Genomic DNA, 18,167 nt, shown 5'->3' with positions numbered 1-18,167 from the left:
TCCCAGTATACCAAACATTCGTTTCTAATTGGCACAATTGTTATGAAAATGACAAAAAGAGCGATTACCTCTCCGCTCTTTTTCCCTCCGTATATTTTGGCTGATACGTTCTCCCGCCGTCTAACAGGATAATTTGTCCGTGTAAATAGCGTCCCTCGTCACTTGTAAGAAATAAAGTGAGTCCTGCGATATCCTCTGGTTTCCCTAATCTCCCGACAGGAATGAGCGATTGCAGCTGCCTTTTCTCCACCTCAGTAGGATAGAGCGTATCAAGCATTTGAGATTCAATCACGCGGGGTGCAATCACATTGATACGCACATGGTGTGCCCCTAATTCCTTTACAAGCGAACGCATCAGGCCAAAAGCACCTGCTTTTGAGGCGTAATACTGAATTCCACCGCCTGAGCCAGTGATAGCAGATCCTGATCCAATCACGACAATGCTTCCTTCTTGCCGCTCACATATATAAGGTGCTGACGCTTTGATGCAATAGTAAAGACCATACAAGTTCACAGCCAGTGTCTTTTTCCAAAGTGAAAAATCGACTTCTAAAAAAGGAAGTGATTTTGTCATCCCTGCTGAATACACAAGATGAGCAATGCCGCCTAGCTCCCTTTCAGCTGCTGAGATCATCTGCTGAACACTTTCCCACGATGAAACGTCAGCTTGAAATGTCAGCAGCTCAGAGTGCTGTTTTTTTAAAAGCGAAAGTCCTTGTTCATCTATATCAGACACAGCCACTCTGTGCCCTTCTTTTAAAAAACGCTCGGCAATTTCCTTTCCAATCCCTTGGGCACCGCCAACGATGAGAACTGGTTTTTGATCATTAGCCAGCACTCTCACCCCCATCAAGCATAATCGCTGCACCATCTGTAAATGCGCCATATGATGTACTTAAAAAGACCGTCATATGGGCCACAGACTCCTTGATTTGCTCTGCATTAGGAATCAAATGGAGAGGCGGCGGCAATAAAGCGAGCACCCGAATTCCTTTGTCTTTAAATTCTCGCGCCAGCCCTTTTGTCATGGCATTCAGCATAGAATTCGATGTCGCATGTGAAATTCCGCCATCACCAGTAATACTGCCTGATGACGATATATTAATAATGCAGCCTTTTTTCTGGTCAACCATGTGCCATACGGCAGCTTGACTGGAAAGAAAGACAGTATTCACAGCTGTTTCCACTTCGTCCATCCACTCATTAGGGTGAGCGGCATCAAGCTCCGCTTCAGCTCCTTGCGCTGCTTGATTGACCAAAATATCCAGTTTCCCGCATGTATCGATCACTTGCCTCAGCATACGCGTGGCATCACGTGGCGTTTCTAGCGGGTTCATGATGATACTCGCCTGACCACCCATTTTTTGAATGTCTTCACAAATGGTTCTAGCCTTTGATTCATCATGAAATGTGTGTAAAAAAACATGTGCACCTGCCTGGGCTAAAGCTAGGCAGATGGCTTCTCCAAATCCATCTGTGCTACCTGTCACAAGTGCCGCTTTCTGATGAAGCTGGACGTGCACATGCATCTCCTCCCTATCCCTTGTTTGGCATTTATTTTCTCAGCTTACTCACGATATCAAGAGCTGCTTCATAAAAACCTTCTGAGATGGTCGGATGCGGATGAATCATTTTCGCCATCTCTTCTGCTGTTCCTTCTAAATACATAAAGGAAGAAGCTTCTGAAATCATTTCTGTGACATGCGGACCAACCATCGTTGCACCGATCACTTCACCATATGCTGTATCGTACACCAATTTAATAAAGCCTGTTTGAACACCTGCCGCTAACGCTTTACCGCTTGCCGCTAAATCAAATCGTTCTGTTTGTACGCTGAGCCCTTTGGCTTTTGCCTCTTTCTCCGTAAGACCGACACTTGCTACCTCTGGTAATGTATAAATACATCTAGGCATAATATCAGCATTCATTTTTTCAGGCACGCCGCAAATATTGCTGACCGCAACAGCAGCCTCTGCCATCGCCGCATGAGCCAGCTGATAACCGCCGGCGACATCCCCAACTGCGTATACACCTTCAGCACTTGTCTGCATCTGATTATTCACCTTGATAAACGGGCCATCGAGCTGAAGATCAAGCTGGTTAACAGCTGATACATTCGGTTTTCTTCCAACGCAGACAAGCAGTCTTTCCGCTGTAAAGATGTGCGTCTCCCCTTTATCATCTATTGCATGAACCGCTTTGACTCCTTCGCTTTCCGTCACCTCTGTCACAGTGGTCTTCTTCGCGATATGGATGCCCTTTTTCTTGAGTTCTCTTTCTAGCAGCTTAGATGCTTCTTCATCCTCTTGTGGAATTATGGACGGTGCCGCTTCAATAATGGTGACTTTTGATTGAAGACTTTGGAAGATACAAGCAAGCTCAAGACCAATGACACCTCCGCCAATAATGACGACAGAAGCAGGAATATCTGGGATATCAAAGATTGTATCACTTGTATCAAATGAAATATCTTTAAGCCCCGGTATTGGTGGAATGGCTGGTGTAGATCCAGTAGCAATGATTAATTCTTTCGTTTCAATCGATTCTGATCCATCTTGTTTTTCAATCTCAATCCGATGCTTTGTCACTGCTGTGCCTCTGCCGTTATATACATCAATCTTTCCTTGCTTTAATAAAAAGGCGATTCCGCCTCTGAGCTTTTCAATGACGTCATCTTTGCGCTTTCTCATTTTATCGAAGGAAAGAATCATGTCACCTGTTTCGATTCCCCAGCTTTTCGCCTTCTCGATTGATTCAATGACTTCTGCATGTTTCAGCAGGGTCTTTGAAGGGATACAGCCTCGATTTAAACAAGTACCGCCTAGAAAATCCTCCTCAATCAAAGCAACCTTCCGTCCGCGCTCAGCCGCTTGAAGGGCGGCAGTATACCCGCCAGGCCCTCCGCCAATGACTGTCAGATCATACGTTTTCGTCATCCGATTCATCTCCTACATTAGCAATTCAAATGGTTGTTCAAGCACTTTTTTAAGGTCTGTTAAAAAGGCAGCCGCTGGTGCGCCATCTACCACTCGGTGATCAAACGATAAACTGACACCCATCATTGGCCGCACCTGAATTTCTCCATCTACTGCAACAGGTTTATCTTGAATCCGTCCTACACCTAAAATCGCCACTTCTGGCTGATTAATGATCGGGGTAAAGGTATCAATGGCATACATGCCTAAGTTACTAATCGTAAAAGTGGACCCTTTCAACTGGTCTGGAAGTAGTTTTTGATCGCGTGCGTTTCGGCCAATTTCTTTCGCTTCTTTTGTCAGTTGTTTTAATCCTTTTTGATTCGCATGAGAAATGACTGGTACCATCAAGCCGTCTTTCACTGCAACAGCGAGACCAATGTGTACACCTTCATGGAAATGGAGCTCATTTTGTTCAAATGTCATATTGATCTGCGGGTGGTGCGTGAGTACATGGCTGACCGCATGAATGATAATTTCTGTGAACGACAACCTGTAGCCTGTCTCTTTTTCAATCGCCGGAAGTAACTGCTGACGCACTTCTTTCGCTTTCGTCATATCAATTTCACTTGTTAATGTGACGTGCGGTGCTGTAAAGGCACTTTGTGACATGCGATCAGCAATCACTTTTCTCATGCCAGCTAATTTTTGTGTTTTCACAGGCGAAGCCTCTTTTGTTTGCGTTGCTGCTTGTACGTCACTCTTCATGATCTTACCGTGAGCGCCAGATCCAGAAACTGCTGCTAAATCGATTCCTTCACGAGCAGCGACTTTTTCTGCAAGCGGTGAGACTCGCTGGTCTTTCTCGCTAGAATGAACGACTGCCTCGACGTCCCGCTTTTGGACTCTGCCTTTTGGCCCTGTGCCAGATACCTCTTGAATCGCCACATGATGATCCTTTGCCGTTTTTCTCGCTGCGGGCGTGGCACGTACTTTTTCATCAGATGTTTTTGGGGCTTCATTAGAACTGGATGAAGACGAGTCTGGTGAAGACGATTCGCTGCTTTCTGAGGAATCTTCATCAGCCTGTGCTGGCGGCTCGCTTGGTACCTGTTCATTTGCCTCTCCGATATATCCAATAACAGCGTTGACTGGAATTTGATCATCAGCTTCGTAGTATTTCTTTAGAAAAATGCCATCATCATAGGCTTCCACCTCGATGTTGATCTTGTCTGTCATAATTTCAAAAAGAGGCTCACCGACTTCAACCGAATCTCCTTCTTCTTTCAACCATTGAAGCAAGGTTCCGATCTCCATCGTACTGCTTAGCTTCGGCATAAATATCTCTTTTGGCATGATCTTCTCCCCTTTATTTAAGAGCGTACAAGCTCTTTTGCTGCTTCAATAATATCTGGCACTTGTGGAATGACCGCTTTTTCAAGCGTTGGGTTATAAGGTATTGGTACCGCAAGTCCGCCAAGACGTTTAATAGGAGCATCTAAGTAGTCAAACGCTTCACTTTCCGCTATCATACTTGCAATCTCTCCGCCATAGCCGCCTCGTTTGACCGCTTCATGAACCACGATACATTTACCTGTTTTCTTCACAGATTCGATAATGGTTTCTTCATCTAATGGGACAAGTGTTCTTGGGTCAATGATTTCAACATCGATTCCCTCTGCTTCTAGTTCCTTCGCCGCTTCTAATGCTTTGTGTACCATAATCGCTGTTGCTACAATCGTGACGTCCTTCCCGCTTCTTTTCACATCAGCTTTCCCTAGAGGAATCGAATACGGTTCTTCAGGCACTTCACCGATTGTTTTATATAAAAGCTTATGCTCGTAGAAAATAACAGGGTTGTCATCATCCATTGCTGCTTTTAAAAGTCCTTTGGCATCATAAGCTGTTGAAGGCTGAACCACCTTTAGTCCCGGAATATGAGCCATCCACGCTTCTAAGCTTTGTGAATGCTGCGCTGCGGCACCCGTTCCTGATCCTGCTGGTGTTCTCACAACGAGTGGTACTTTTCCTTTTCCGCCAAACATGTATCGTGTTTTGGCTGCTTGGTTTACAAGCTGATCCATTGCGATTGTAATAAAGTCAGAGAATTGAAGTTCTAAAATCGGACGCATACCTGTCAAAGCCGCTCCGACTGCACCTCCTGCGATGGCAGCCTCAGAGATTGGTGTATTGCGTACGCGCTCTGGACCGAACTCTTCAATCATGCCGCGCGTGACCCCAAAAGCACCACCATATACGCCGATATCCTCACCTAAAATGAATACATCTTGGTTCTCTCTCATTTCCTGACTCATAGCCTCTCGAACGGCTTCTAAATATGAAATCTCTCTCACTGTTGTTTTTGTCACGTGATTCCCCTCCTAATTAGGCGTATACATCCTCTAATAGTGTATCGATTGACGGTTCTTTACTGTTTTTAGCGAATTCTACAGACGCTTCAATTTCCTGCTTCGCTTCTTCCTGTAAGACCGCTGCCTGCTCTTCTGTCAAAACATTTAGTTCAATCAAGAGAGACTTAAAGCGTTTGATTCCGTCTTTTTGTCTCCACTCTGTTTCTTCTTCACGTGTACGGTATTTTTTCGCATCACTCTTAGAGTGACCTTTCCAGCGATACGTTTTCATTTCAATAAGTGATGGACCTTCTCCAGCTCTTGCGCGGCTGACTGCTTCATCTACTGAGTTCATAATCTCGACCATGTCATTTCCATCAATCGATTTCCCTGGTATTCCGTAGCTTTCTGCTCTTGTTGAAATGTCTTCAATGTTGATCATTTCTTTTACAGGGCCAGACATACCGTACTGGTTGTTTTCACAAATGAATACAACAGGTAGATCCCAAATGGATGCAAGATTTAGCGCTTCGTGAAAGCTACCTTCATTTGTAGCTCCATCTCCGAAGAAACAAAGAACGACAAAGCCTTCCTGTTTCATTTTAGATGTGAGCGCTGCACCTGTTGCCAATGGGATACCGCCGCCAACGATTCCATTTGCGCCAAGGTTTCCTTTTTCTAAATCAGCGATATGCATCGAGCCGCCTTTTCCTTTGCAATAGCCAGTCTCACGTCCGAATAGTTCTGCCATCATCTTATTGACCTCTGCACCTTTTGCAATACAGTGACCATGTCCACGGTGCGTGCTGATGATCTTATCTTCGTCCTTTAATACGGCAATTGATCCAACAGCTGACGCTTCCTGTCCGACACATAAATGAGTGGTTCCATGGATAAGTCCTTTGGCAAAGAATTGATCGACCTTTTCATCAAAATATCTCACTAACCACATTTGTTTATATAAATCTGCTAATCTCTCATGACTAATCTGTTCAGGCAAAGTGATTTGTTTTTGCATTTCTTCTCTCCCCTTTACATTTGTTCTTATGTGTTACATTTGTAATTATCATACGTTTAAGTGTCATTGAAGTCAAGCATTTCTCTTTCATTTTTAAGCGTTTTCATCTTTTATCAGAAAAAAAGAGAAAGGCAAAGCCCTTTTCTAAAGAACTTCTCTTTCTCTTCCAATCTAGTGCGCCCTCATTCATCTGGATACATCATGATTTTGACACTCTCACCTTCAGGATGCCTTGCGCATTCTATCGCCTGAAGGAGCTGACTTAACGGATAACGATGCGTCACCATCTTTTCTGTGTTGACCACTTTTGCTCTTAGAAGTTCAAGGGCTTCGAGGTAGTGATAAGGATGTGAGGAATAGGCTCCTACTACTTTCACTTCATCATGGAAAAATCGATCAGCCGGAATGGAGACGTCTCCCTTTGGAAAATGAGCAAACACTAAAATCGTTCCGCCTCTCGCTACTGCTTGAAACGCTTCTTTTAAAAGCGCACTACTCCCAACAGAAATAATGACGAGGTCTGCTCCCTTTCCATTTGTTTCTCTCATGACCCGGTCTTCCACCGGCTCAGAGGCAGGATGAAAAGCGACGTCTGCACCTAAATTTCTCGCTTTCAGCAGCCGGTTCTCATTCACATCCGTTATCATCACTTTCCCAGCCAAGTAGTATTTGGCAAGCTGTAGTTGAATGCAGCCAATTTGCCCCGCTCCAAGGATCAGTACAGAATCTCCTGGATGAACAGGTGCTCGTTCAAACCCGTGCAGGCAGCAGGCGACTGGCTCCACCATCGCCCCTTGCTCATATGAGACGTCATTCGGCAGCTTGCCCATTGTGTGCTTGACATGCAATGCAGGTACGCGGATATACTCTGAAAACCCGCCTGGCTCTACATTAGTGGCTGCAAACTGCGGACACATTGTATAAAATCCTTTTTGACAAAAGTCACAGGTGAAGCAAGGTACATGGTGCGCAACATAAACCCTGTCTCCCGTTTTTATATTTGTTACATGCTTTCCAGTTTCAACAACATCTCCAGCGATTTCGTGCCCTAGTACCGTTCCTGGAGGTACCGTCTCATGTGTTGCTTTGTAAATATCTGTGCCGCATAAGCCGCAGGCACGCATTCTTAATAGCACTTCATCATCACCAATCGCAGGCCGGTTCCGCTCCTCATACCGAATGTCCTCTGAAGAATAAAAGACAGCTGATTTCATGTAGCTGCATCCTCCTTTGCATCACCTTTCGCAAAACCTTGCAACGTTTGCACAAGCTGCTTGTACTCACTCATCTCACTGGATATCCAGTAACGTCCTCCGAATATGCGAGATGGGCCCACCCTGACATAAACTTTTCCGATATGAGGGTATGGCTTGATAAAAAGCTTTCCTTTAATATCAGAGACCGCATATGTGTGCCATCTGCCAAACGCTCCGATTTTGAGTTTATCTTCACTAATAATGACGTTTGTCGGCTGGTTCAGTCCAGTGATGCTAGAAAGCATGAGAATAGGCAGCGTATAAACGCCTAACACAGCTAACGGTTCAGGTCCTGCTGACATTAACGTATAAAGAGACCAAAGGAAAAACAGACAGATGAGTACGGCTGGAAGAAAAATAGACAACACTGCAGACGTTCGGCTATAAGCATGATGCTGCATGAGACGTCCTCCTTTCAGATACATAAAAGGAGCCGGGAAAGCTCCTCCATGGAATGATTGTTTACTTAATATGATCGATGATTTTTTCAATATCCTCTTCAATGCCAAATCCGGTTAAAAAGGATAATGTTTGAATCACAGGCGTTCCTTTCGTATCACTCACTGGTGTTGTCGTTACGATTAAATCGGCGCCCTCCGCTTTTTGCGGGACTTCAGATGCCTTGCACTGTTCCACCACAACATCGTATCCTTTTTCCTTTAACGTCTCTTCGACCTTTTTGGCAACAACCGTTGATGTTGCAACCGCTGTTCCGCATGAAACCAATATTTTCTTTGCCATAAGAATCCCTCCAGCTCTTTTATTGATCTTTCTGATCTAAGCCCATTTCTTTCGCATACTGCTTTCTAATATCATTTCGCACCCAGTACCATAGAAGCGCATAAGCCAGAGCACAGATGATGGCTGCAATAAAGTACGGGTTGCTCGGATCAAGAAGTCTCACCATGATCCAAGGAATGACGTGGGAACCAAGGTCAATACCTGAAATCATATTGGCTCCTTCTGGGAAGTCAAACCCGACTGCTTTCCCCATTGTTGTCGCAAGCGGTGCGAGATTCGTTGCGATAAAGAAGACAATCATTAATGTAAAAATACTGTTAATAAGACCGCGAATAATGTTTCCACGAGCGGCTGCTACTGCCCATACAACTGTAAATGGTAGAACTGATAAGTCAGCAAACGGCAGCATGCCATTGTAAGGCAGAACGACTGCAAGTAGAATCGTAATCGGCACCATAAGAAGGGCTACCGCCATATTCGCCGGATGACCAATCACAATCGCTGTATCTAAACCAATATAGACATTTTTCCCAGGGAAGCGCTTTTGAATATAAGAACGAGCGCCCTCAGAGATTGGAATAAGACCTTCCATTAATAACGCAACCATTCTTGGCATTAGCACAAGAACTGCTGCCATTTGAATACCAAGTGTCATGACGCCTTTCGCATCATAGCCGCCTAAAAGACCAATAATGATACCAAGTATGAGACCCATCACAAGCGGTTCGCCAAAAATACCAAAACGTTTCTTCAATGTTTCTGGATCAGCATGAATTTTGTTTAAGCCAGGGATCTTGTCAATGATACGGTTGGACGCATACATAAGCGGTGCGAAGTTGACCGTTTCAGCATGAGCCATCGATACGCCTTTCAATCCAAAATGGTGTTCGATTGTCGGTGCCGTCCAATCAGCTAATTTAAGCGTGATAGCAGAGACGATCAAACCAACAGCAAGTGCCAAGAACATATTATGATAAGCGTAGTAAGTCACAGAGGCTGCGAAAATCAAATGCCAGAAGTTCCAAATATCCACATTCAGCGTTTTCGTAAAGTTAACGGACAATAAGATGACATTTAACAAAAGCACAAGAGGTATCATCAAAGGGGCAACAGGTGTACCGAAGGATATAGCCGCTCCAATCGGCCATCCAACATCCAAAATATCAAGCTTTAGTCCAAGGGAATTAACCATAGCTTTTGCTGCTGGCCCAAGGCCGCTCACAAGCAAATTAATGACAAGGTTGACACCGACAAAACCAATTCCAATTGTAATACCGGCTCGGAAGGATTTCTTAAAGCCTTGCCTTAAAACCATACCGAAAAGCGTCATAATAATCGGGAGCATAATAGTTGGTCCAAGGTCTAATATAAAATCGACAGCTTGCTTGATCATACATCCACCTCCTGGATTTTTCGTATAAAGCGCTTACATTCTTTTTGTGAAAGGCTATTGGTTTAATTCTTTCTGAAGCACAGCAACCGCTTCTTCATACAACGTCATATCAGACAACCTCATCATCACCTCTTCTTTTCTAAAAAGTGTCATGAGCTTCTCTAACATCACAAGCTGCTTACTAGGTTCAGAGATTGCTAGGACGAACACAATTTTGGCTAGCACAGTTTCATCAGGGCTCCCCATCTTGTGAAAGATAACAGGTTCCTTTAAAGTGGCTACACTAATCGCCGGTTTGTTCACATGCTCAGGATCTGTATGTGGAATTGCTACCCCAAAGGTCGCAAGTGGAAGGCCCGTATTATATGTTTTTTCTCTTTCAAGCACCGCTGGTAAAAAGCTCGACTTAATATATCCTCCCGCTTCTAATCGCTCTGCTAAATATGTGGTCACCTCCTCTCTCGAAGATGCATCGTACTGTAGCTTGATCAGCTGTTCATCTAACTCAAACAAGTTGTTCAAACAACCACTCCTTTCATTTGGTATAAATATGAACACATGTAACAAAAAGAAAGAACATTTTGGAATAGAACCTTTTATAAAGCGCTTACAAATATACGTTCTGAAAAATGTTCAATGTTGTTACCTTTGTAAAGATATTATAATATTCTAAATTATAAGTCAATGTTCCTAGGAAAAATTTCATAAAAAAAGATGCAGTCTTTTCTGCATCTCAGATTGTTGACAAAGGGCTAAAATGATCTTTATTTAGCCCTTTGTCTTCTTTTCAGTGTGACCTGAAAACCTTTGAAGTCTAGGAAGGACGGCTACTTTTGCGGAGCGAATTTGCAATTCGTGAGCACCAGCACGCAGGACTGACAAAGAATGCGAGGGTTTGTCTACACGCTGAGATGCGGTCTTTTCTGCATCTTTCATCAACTCTGCTCTACTTCTTATTAAATGTGACTTCCTCTCTCTAATTACTCTGTACTTGCTCTTTGATGTCAGCAACAAATTTGTCATTAATCATTGAGAAATACATTACAGTCCTGTACTTCATAAATGGCGAAGCGTCTTCCGCTCTTTGATCAGCTGTGTTTCTTTTATTTTAAATAAAAAAAGAAACGCCATCCTTAAGAGGCGCTTCTTTTCCCAGGAAATGTTCTTATTGGGCAGATAGCTTTAAATTGACGCCAACGGCAGTTCCGTTTCTCGAGGAGTCAGCCACTCCAGTAAAGGTTCCTGCTTTTCGATCAATGAGTAGTGCTTGGACATTTCCTATATCAATAGGCGAATTGCCGAAACGATGTCCCATGTCATTAAGCTTTGTTCTCACATCGAGAGGGACACCTACTTCATAACGATAAGAAGTTGGGCTGTTTGTATAAATTCTTGGTTCTTCAACTGCATCCTGAAGCTCCATCTCATATTCAAGCAAATTCAAAATGGTTTGTGAAACAGAAGCAATGATGGTCGTTCCCCCCGGTGAACCTACTGTCATGACAGGCTCATTATCTTTAAAAATGATGGTCGGTGTCATACTGGACAAAGGTCGTTTATTCGGTTGAACTTCATTTGCTCCGCCTGGCCTTGCATCAAAATCTGTTAGTTCATTGTTTAAGAAAAAGCCATATTCCGGGACGAGAATCCCTGTACCAAATAACTGTTCAATGGTTGTCGTGAATGACACAACATTTCCCCACTGATCGGCAACAGTAAAATGTGTGGTCTCACCAATGGTTTTATCTTCAGGCTGCGGAACAATAGGGGATGGATTTTTTTCATCCTCATACGCCCATGGATCTCCTTCTTTCGGGTTACGATTCATTTGATCTAATTGAATAAGAGAGGCTCTTTCTGAAATGTAATCATCGTCTAATAGTCCGTTTAGTGGAACATCTACGAATTCGGGGTCGCCGGCATATGCAGCACGGTCAGCATAGGAGAGATGCATTGTTTCAGCAAGTAGTTGATATTTTTCGAATGATTTGGGGTCATATTGAGATAGGTTAAAGTGATCAAGTATTTTGAGCATTTGCAGCATAAACACCCCGCCTGAGCTTGGTGGAGGCATACTTGCAAGCTGGTATCCTTTATAGTCTCCCCAGATAGGCTTGTCAGTCTTGACCTCATAACGACCAATGTCATTAGTTGTCATTGTTCCGCCAAAATCTTGGACTGTATTTGCAAGTGCCTTTGCTACTTTTCCTTCATAAAATGCTTTGCTTCCTTTTTTCGCAATGAGCTTAAATGTTTTTGCAAGACCTGGCTGAACTAGGAGGTCCCCTTCTTTGAGCGGCTGATCATCTGGAAGAAAGATTGGCGCTGCGGCCGTTTTTTTCAATTTTCCTTGATGGTCATCAATGGCTTTTGCCAGAACAGAATCGATTTCAAATCCATCCTCTGCAAGCTGAATGGAAGGCTTAATTAATTCCTTCATCGAGCGGGTACCCCACTTATCTAATGCCGCCTCAAGACCTTTTACAGTCCCTGGAACACCAACAGCATTACCGTGTGTAGATCGCTCATCGAACGGGATGACTTTTCCCTCATCTGTTAAAAACATGTCTGGTGTTGCGCCTTGTGGTGCTCTTTCTCGACTATTGATGATGGATGTTTCTTTTGTCTTCCCATCATAAACCATCATAAATCCTCCGCCACCAATTCCAGACATCATTGGCTCTGTCACATTCAGTGCGTACTGGATGGCAACAGCAGCGTCAACAGCGTTTCCACCTTTCTTTAATACATCTGCACCCACTTCTGATGCGAGTGGATGGGCAGTAGCCACCATGCCATCCTTCCCAACAGCTACTTTATTCCCATGAGTTTCGTTTGCAGTGACCTGACTGACAGGCAGGAAAAACGAGAAAACCAACAGACATATGGACAAAATAGTTAGAGAAATGCGTTTCATACACAACACCCCTTCCATATTCTTACTTTGACCATACCGACTTCTTGACCAGAATACAATAGATTATTCTAAAATTTCTAAATTTTTCATTCTATCATCCTATATTCATCAAATACAAAGCGGATTTTCAAAACATATGACATACTTACTAAGTAGGGATAAAGACATGCCCTTTCATGTTTTTGATTTCGCGGTATAATAAACGCATCACGAAGGGGGAAGAATGATGAATCAGAAGAGCACCTTATTTTGGGAAACATATTGGAAAGAAAAATCAGAAAGCGCACCAATTGACGCATCTGTTTCCGCTTGGGCATTTGGAGCAGACCCAGATCATTTACTTGACCTTGTTCTGAAAGGGAAAAAAACAGCGACTTGTTCTGGACATCTTTTTTACGAAAAGGAACAGGAGCCGCTTCCAAAGGCAGGACAATATGCGGTCATTTTGGACAGCCATGACGAACCAAAAGCCATCATAGAAATCACGCATGTAGATGTCATGCCAATGAATGAGGTTCCAGAATCATTTGCCCAAGCAGAAGGTGAAGGCGATCTTTCATATAACTATTGGTACAGAGCTCATCAAGCATTTTTCTCAGAAGCACTCAAACCGTACGGATTAGAATTTAAAGAAGACATGCTCCTAGTTTGCGAGCGATTTAAACTAGTTTATTCAGCTACTTAAGCTTTAAGCGGCGCCAAAAATGGACCGCTTTTTTCATTTCTTTTCTCCTTTCTGCAAAAGGTGTGTTGAGAACACATCTTTAGGTCAGAATAAGATCAAATAGAAAAAGTGAAGAAATTTTCGACTACACCTGTTTTTTTTCGACAAAAGAATATATAATTATTTGATGTGTGCATTGTCTCATTTATACAATGGAGGGTTTTTACATGTTAAAAAGGAAAAAAGACAAGTTTTCCGTCTTGTTAACGGAAATTGCTAAAAATTTAGATGAAACTGCTGAGTATTTTGTTAGCTATAAAGTAACAAATCAAACCACTCTGAAAGAATTTTCTGACACATTGAAGGAATATGAGACAAAAGGTGATAATCATGTTCATACGATGATTAAAGAACTGAACAAAGCCTTTATTACGCCGATTGAACGTGAAGACATTCTTCAATTGACGAATAGCCTCGACGATGTTTTAGATGGAATTGAGCATTTTTCAGCAACAATGGAAATTTATTCAATGACAAGCTCTGACGAACATATCGACAAATTCAGCCACTACATCAGAGAATGTGCAAAGGAAATTTTAATTACAATCGATTTACTGGCTGAAAATCGCTTAAAAGATATTCAACCACACGCAATCAAAATCAAAGAGATCGAGCATAATTGTGACAATCTTTATCGTAAATCACTTAAGAACTTGTTTGGAAAAGAAACTGATCCAATCAAGGTCATTCAATACAAAGAAATTTACGAAACACTTGAAGAAATTGCTGATTCCTGTCAAAGTGTTGCCAACAATCTAGAAACAATCATTATGAAGAATGCGTAACGGGGTTAGTTAAACATGGACACATTACTCATCCTTACCATATTTATTGTCATTTGTGCACTTGCTTTTGATTTCATCAACGGATTCCACGATACAGCAAATGCCATTGCCACTTCGGTTTCAACAAAGGCGTTAAAGCCTAGACATGCTATTATTATGGCAGCGTTCATGAACTTCTTAGGAGCAATGACATTTACAGGTGTGGCAAAGTCCATTACAAAAGACATCGCAGATCCTTTCACACTTCAAAACGGTTCTGTCGTCATTTTGGCTGCTTTAATTGCGGCCATTACTTGGAACTTGCTTACTTGGTATTACGGAATTCCGAGTAGTTCTTCGCACGCACTGATCGGATCAATTGCAGGAGCTGTTATTGCCTCTGCTGGTTTTGGCGCTTTAAACTATTCGGGGTTCATTAAAATCATTCAAGCACTGTTGCTTTCACCTATCCTAGCTTTCGTATTGGGATATATCGTGTATACTATTATCAAAATTATATTCAGAAACAACAATCTCGCAAAAACAAATAAACAATTCCGACGTGTTCAAATTTTAACTGCTGCACTGCAATCGTATACCCACGGAACAAACGATGCGCAAAAAGCGATGGGAATTATTACGATGGCTTTAATTGCAGGTAATTTGCATACAACTGACGACATTCCTTTCTGGGTACAATTCTCTTGTGCGCTTGCAATGGGACTAGGTACTTCTATTGGCGGCTGGAAGATTATTAAAACAGTCGGCGGTAAAATTATGAAAATTCGTCCAGTAAACGGAGTATCTGCAGACTTAACGGGTGCAGCTATTATCTTCGGTGCGACATTTATTCACTTACCTGTTAGTACCACTCACGTGATCTCATCTTCTATTCTAGGTGTAGGTTCTGCACACAGAGTAAAAGGAGTAAACTGGGGTACGGCAAAACGCATGCTTGTCACTTGGGTGATCACATTACCGATTTCGGGAACTCTAGGGGCTCTTATATACTTTGTGTTACATGCGATTATCTAATATCAAAGACCTGTCTGACAGGTCTTTTTTTATTTGCCCGCACACTTCAACACCTTTTCCTACAAGCCATTTTTTCATGAAGCAGGGTTTCCAATCATATCCATAGAAATGAATAAGTATCCATCTGTCTATGGGAGAGAAGAACATGCTATTATTTTTTCAATTGACCGTGTGGTTATTGCTAGGTGCTCTTGCTGTATATGTATTTGCCGTATGGCGCTTTGAACAAAAAGTAAAAGAAAAGATGTTTGCCATTCGTAAAACGTGGTATTGGATTTATGTAGCTGGTGCTGTTGTGTACTGGACAAATGACCCTTCTTCAATCTTTACCGATTGGATGCACTACTTGATTATTGCCGTTTTTTTTGCATTAACCGATGCATTCATCTTTCTCAGCTCCTATATTAAAAAACTCGGAAATCACGAACTGGAAACCGACACCCATCAACTCCTAGAACAAAATAACGATCTACTTCATTCTTACCTCAATAAGCTAAAAACGTACCAATACCTATTGAAAAATGAACCGATTCATGTATATTATGGAAGTGTAGAGGCATATATAGAGGGAATTGAACGGCTCATTTATTCTTTTGCCGACAAGATGAATATTCAAGCAGTTCTTTGTCCATACGATACGCAGGAACAAAAAGATGACCTGCTGCGGACACTTGACCAGCGAGCTCTTATTCAGGCGAAGCTTGACAGGCAGGAAGTCTATTACGATGATTTCGGCAAATTGGTGCTCATCCCGTTTTCTGTAGCAGATGATCACTTCGTCATTAAGCTCACCTCTGATGACATTGTCACTGAGTTCGACTATTTATTAATGACGTCACTTACAACAATTTATGACCTAATCTTGCCTGACGAAGAGGAAGGTGATGAAGATGGACCACGCACTTCAAGGGGATAACAACAATCGCAAGAAAAACCCTTTTAAGATTTTAAAGAAAAAGCAACATATCAGTATGGCGGATTACAAGGTAAGCCCCCATACAGAGCGTATTTTTAAAAAGAACGAACAGCTCTTGGGTGAGTATAAAAATAAAAGGGCTTGATTACACTAAAGGACGCGGAACAAAATCCGCGTCCTGCTTCCATTTTCACATAGACTTGCATACAATAATCTATACGCTGCAACGATTGAGGTGCCAATAAATGAAAAAGAAAATCAAACAATTGAGATATGTTCAGTTTGCTGAATATAAGTCGTCGCCTTATATGCGTCGATTAAATGAGCAAAGTGAAGCAGTCATCCAATCATACAAACAGAAACACTCACTTACTTAACAGCTTCAGAAGTTTTTCCTTCGTTTTAGGTCCGTATATCCCATCACTTGTCAGACCATTTACCAGCTGAAAACGCGCTACGGCGTTCGCCGTTTTTTCTCCGTAAACTCCGTCTATTCCTTTATTTGCAGCTGCTTTATCAGGATAAAAATAAACAGCAGCAAGCGCCTGTTGGACGAGGCGTACGTGCTCTCCCTTTGTCAATGGAGAAGTCACCTTTAAAACCCCATCTGGCAGCTCATACAAGCTCTTTGCATCGTTAAGATAAATTTTGAGAACCTGTCCAATTTGAATCTTATTCGGATCGCTAATGTCATTCCACTTCTGTAAATCCTGAACTGTGACCCCATGAGCTTTCGCAATACTCGTTAACGTATCCCCGCTTTTCACGACATACGTGATGACCGTCTCCGGATCTTCTGCCGTTTCAATCCCTTTTTTAAATTCATCCCAAGTAGATAGAAGCTGGCGTGGGCATGCTTTTCCAGACCAGTACTGATGTGTGACCACGTTTGCTAGCGGAATGTGATGTTCTTTTAACAGCTTTTGAATGAGCCATTGTGCATGTTTGACCGCTTGCTGAAAATTTCCATCTTCATTCTCACAAATTTCAATACCGATCGACTTCCGGTTACCCTTCCCATGACCATCCCCTGCATGCCAGCCATTTTCATTTAATGGCAGATGCTGAAAGATTTCATGATCATCCACTGTAAAGTGCCAGCTCACCTCAGTCGTTGGGCTTTTTACATAGGCCGCATGACTTTTCGCATCCGCTCCCTTTGACGTGTTTGCTGTGTTATGCACCGTTACATACTCCGGTGTCATCGCATATCCTGGGCGGTTCCCGTTTCCAACTGGAATAAAATCTTGATAAATTTGTACCATCTACTGCACTCCCTTTTGCTAGATTGAATTGATCTTTCTCATCAATCGGTGGCGTTCGTAAGACAATACTTGTTTGTTTTCATGAGAAGACTATGGTAAAATTTGAATTCAATTCACTCTTTTTATTAGTGAGAAGTGCAAAAATACAGAAAAAAACAGGAATTAATTCCATTTTTCCTTGATTTTATGTTAAAATTGTTAAAAATACGCCGATATAAAAAGTAAGTAATAGCTCATTTAGCTATTTAGTCCTATATGGACTTTTCTTTTACGCCAAAAATAGAACATACGTTTGTATGGAGGTTTTCAAATGACTGGTTTTTTAACCCATTTAGAAGAAGATATTAAGCGTTTATATGATCAATTGCAAATAAGCGGTCCTGCTTATAGAGAGATGCAAAGGATCGCTTCTGAATTTCGTGTATGGGTCCATTACGAAGAGACTGGCAGCATGATGATCCAGCATCAAGGTCTTTACAGTATTATCTTAAACAGATCCCTATCACCTGAAGAACAGTGGCAGGATTTTGCCCACGAGCTTTGTCATGTGCTAAAGCATACAGGCAATCATTTCAAAATGAACAAACTCTTTCGAGAACTGCAGGAGTTTCAGGCAAAACAATTCATGTACCACTTTTGTGTGCCAACCTTTATGCTGCTGAAAATGAAGCTTCCAACCCTTCGGCAGCAAGCCATTTTGCATATTGCTCAAACGTTTCACGTCACTTGGGCTTTTGCTGAAAAACGGGTTGCCTTATTCGAACAGCGAAAAGCAGGTATTCGCTTTCAACAGGAGTTTACGTCTTATTTAATGAAAGCAGAAAGAGTCGCAGAAAAAGAAGCCGTTTATCAAACGTAAATAATCGGACAT

At 42.4% G+C, this 18,167-nt stretch carries 20 protein-coding genes; 7 read left to right on the top strand and 13 right to left on the bottom strand.

The genetic code is table 11. The features are described from left to right. Window positions 1-64 precede the first annotated feature (64 nt). From MHI33_RS07555 to ggt, 12 genes are all read right to left on the bottom strand, one after another. The gene (locus MHI33_RS07555) at window positions 65-850 is read right to left on the bottom strand and encodes an SDR family NAD(P)-dependent oxidoreductase (protein ID WP_340913791.1); all 786 of its coding nucleotides are present in this window, start codon (window positions 848-850) and stop codon (window positions 65-67) included. Further along, window positions 828-1,529 carry an SDR family NAD(P)-dependent oxidoreductase gene (locus tag MHI33_RS07550; protein WP_238153618.1) on the bottom strand — a complete coding sequence of 234 codons (702 nt, stop codon included), beginning with the start codon at window positions 1,527-1,529 and terminating at the stop codon, window positions 828-830. Before MHI33_RS07550 ends, MHI33_RS07555 begins: the two co-directional genes overlap by 23 nt. A 25-nt stretch (window positions 1,530-1,554) precedes the next feature. Continuing rightward, a complete protein-coding gene (gene lpdA, locus MHI33_RS07545; RefSeq protein ID WP_340910428.1) occupies window positions 1,555-2,937 on the bottom strand; it encodes a dihydrolipoyl dehydrogenase in 1,383 nt (460 codons plus the stop codon). A gap of 12 nt (window positions 2,938-2,949) precedes the next feature. Next, the gene (locus tag MHI33_RS07540) at window positions 2,950-4,272 is read right to left on the bottom strand and encodes a dihydrolipoamide acetyltransferase family protein (RefSeq protein ID WP_265208295.1); all 1,323 of its coding nucleotides are present in this window, start codon (window positions 4,270-4,272) and stop codon (window positions 2,950-2,952) included. A 17-nt stretch (window positions 4,273-4,289) separates the two neighbouring features. Further along, window positions 4,290-5,270, bottom strand: coding sequence for an alpha-ketoacid dehydrogenase subunit beta (locus tag MHI33_RS07535; RefSeq protein ID WP_034620051.1), 981 nt, complete (start codon window positions 5,268-5,270; stop codon window positions 4,290-4,292). 31 nt (window positions 5,271-5,301) lie between these two features. Further along, the gene (locus tag MHI33_RS07530) at window positions 5,302-6,285 is read right to left on the bottom strand and encodes a thiamine pyrophosphate-dependent dehydrogenase E1 component subunit alpha (RefSeq protein ID WP_044138927.1); all 984 of its coding nucleotides are present in this window, start codon (window positions 6,283-6,285) and stop codon (window positions 5,302-5,304) included. A 182-nt stretch (window positions 6,286-6,467) separates the two neighbouring features. Then, complete coding sequence (locus MHI33_RS07525; protein ID WP_283924403.1) at window positions 6,468-7,499, bottom strand: alcohol dehydrogenase catalytic domain-containing protein; 1,032 nt, start codon at window positions 7,497-7,499, stop codon at window positions 6,468-6,470. After that, window positions 7,496-7,942 carry a hypothetical protein gene (locus MHI33_RS07520; protein ID WP_065097680.1) on the bottom strand — a complete coding sequence of 149 codons (447 nt, stop codon included), beginning with the start codon at window positions 7,940-7,942 and terminating at the stop codon, window positions 7,496-7,498. The genes MHI33_RS07525 and MHI33_RS07520 overlap by 4 nt, the downstream gene beginning before the upstream one ends. Window positions 7,943-8,003: 61 nt before the next feature. Next, window positions 8,004-8,282: a PTS sugar transporter subunit IIB gene (locus MHI33_RS07515; protein WP_008358887.1), complete on the bottom strand. Its 279-nt coding sequence runs from the start codon at window positions 8,280-8,282 to the stop codon at window positions 8,004-8,006. A 19-nt stretch (window positions 8,283-8,301) separates the two neighbouring features. After that, window positions 8,302-9,675, bottom strand: coding sequence for a PTS galactitol transporter subunit IIC (locus tag MHI33_RS07510; protein WP_044138930.1), 1,374 nt, complete (start codon window positions 9,673-9,675; stop codon window positions 8,302-8,304). A gap of 54 nt (window positions 9,676-9,729) precedes the next feature. Continuing rightward, complete coding sequence (locus tag MHI33_RS07505) at window positions 9,730-10,197, bottom strand: PTS sugar transporter subunit IIA (protein WP_340910418.1); 468 nt, start codon at window positions 10,195-10,197, stop codon at window positions 9,730-9,732. Window positions 10,198-10,840: 643 nt separating this feature from the next. Then, a complete protein-coding gene (gene ggt, locus MHI33_RS07500; protein WP_065097682.1) occupies window positions 10,841-12,592 on the bottom strand; it encodes a gamma-glutamyltransferase in 1,752 nt (583 codons plus the stop codon). Between the two features lie 226 nt (window positions 12,593-12,818). On the opposite strand from ggt, the gene MHI33_RS07495 reads away from it, so the two are divergent. The 6 genes from MHI33_RS07495 to MHI33_RS07470 all read left to right on the top strand — a co-directional run bounded on the left by MHI33_RS07495 (window position 12,819) and on the right by MHI33_RS07470 (window position 16,408). After that, window positions 12,819-13,277, top strand: a complete 459-nt coding sequence (locus MHI33_RS07495) for an ASCH domain-containing protein (RefSeq protein WP_278178723.1) — start codon at window positions 12,819-12,821, stop codon at window positions 13,275-13,277. A gap of 206 nt (window positions 13,278-13,483) precedes the next feature. After that, entirely contained in the window at window positions 13,484-14,101 is a 618-nt protein-coding gene (locus tag MHI33_RS07490) for a DUF47 domain-containing protein (RefSeq protein ID WP_003212390.1), read from the top strand. A 15-nt stretch (window positions 14,102-14,116) separates the two neighbouring features. Further along, window positions 14,117-15,115: an inorganic phosphate transporter gene (locus tag MHI33_RS07485; RefSeq protein ID WP_044138934.1), complete on the top strand. Its 999-nt coding sequence runs from the start codon at window positions 14,117-14,119 to the stop codon at window positions 15,113-15,115. Window positions 15,116-15,260: 145 nt separating this feature from the next. Beyond that, window positions 15,261-16,031: a type II toxin-antitoxin system SpoIISA family toxin gene (locus MHI33_RS07480; RefSeq protein WP_003211137.1), complete on the top strand. Its 771-nt coding sequence runs from the start codon at window positions 15,261-15,263 to the stop codon at window positions 16,029-16,031. Next, on the top strand, window positions 16,006-16,176 hold the full coding sequence (locus MHI33_RS07475) for a type II toxin-antitoxin system SpoIISB family antitoxin (protein ID WP_034620052.1): 171 nt from the start codon (window positions 16,006-16,008) through the stop codon (window positions 16,174-16,176). The genes MHI33_RS07480 and MHI33_RS07475 overlap by 26 nt, the downstream gene beginning before the upstream one ends. Window positions 16,177-16,276: 100 nt before the next feature. Next, complete coding sequence (locus tag MHI33_RS07470; protein ID WP_257474525.1) at window positions 16,277-16,408, top strand: hypothetical protein; 132 nt, start codon at window positions 16,277-16,279, stop codon at window positions 16,406-16,408. Here MHI33_RS07470 and MHI33_RS07465 read toward each other — a convergent pair. Next, window positions 16,397-17,296: an N-acetylmuramoyl-L-alanine amidase gene (locus tag MHI33_RS07465; RefSeq protein ID WP_065097684.1), complete on the bottom strand. Its 900-nt coding sequence runs from the start codon at window positions 17,294-17,296 to the stop codon at window positions 16,397-16,399. The two genes, MHI33_RS07470 and MHI33_RS07465, sit on opposite strands and share 12 nt — an antisense overlap. A 310-nt stretch (window positions 17,297-17,606) precedes the next feature. On the opposite strand from MHI33_RS07465, the gene MHI33_RS07460 reads away from it, so the two are divergent. Continuing rightward, complete coding sequence (locus MHI33_RS07460) at window positions 17,607-18,155, top strand: ImmA/IrrE family metallo-endopeptidase (RefSeq protein WP_065097685.1); 549 nt, start codon at window positions 17,607-17,609, stop codon at window positions 18,153-18,155. The last annotated feature ends 12 nt before the right edge of the window (window positions 18,156-18,167 follow it).

It is taken from the genome of Bacillus sp. FSL K6-2971 (genome assembly GCF_038006405.1).
GTDB lineage: Bacteria > Bacillota > Bacilli > Bacillales > Bacillaceae > Bacillus > Bacillus pumilus.
Note: the sequence above shows the minus strand (reverse complement) of the source record. Positions and strands in the feature narration are given on the sequence as shown.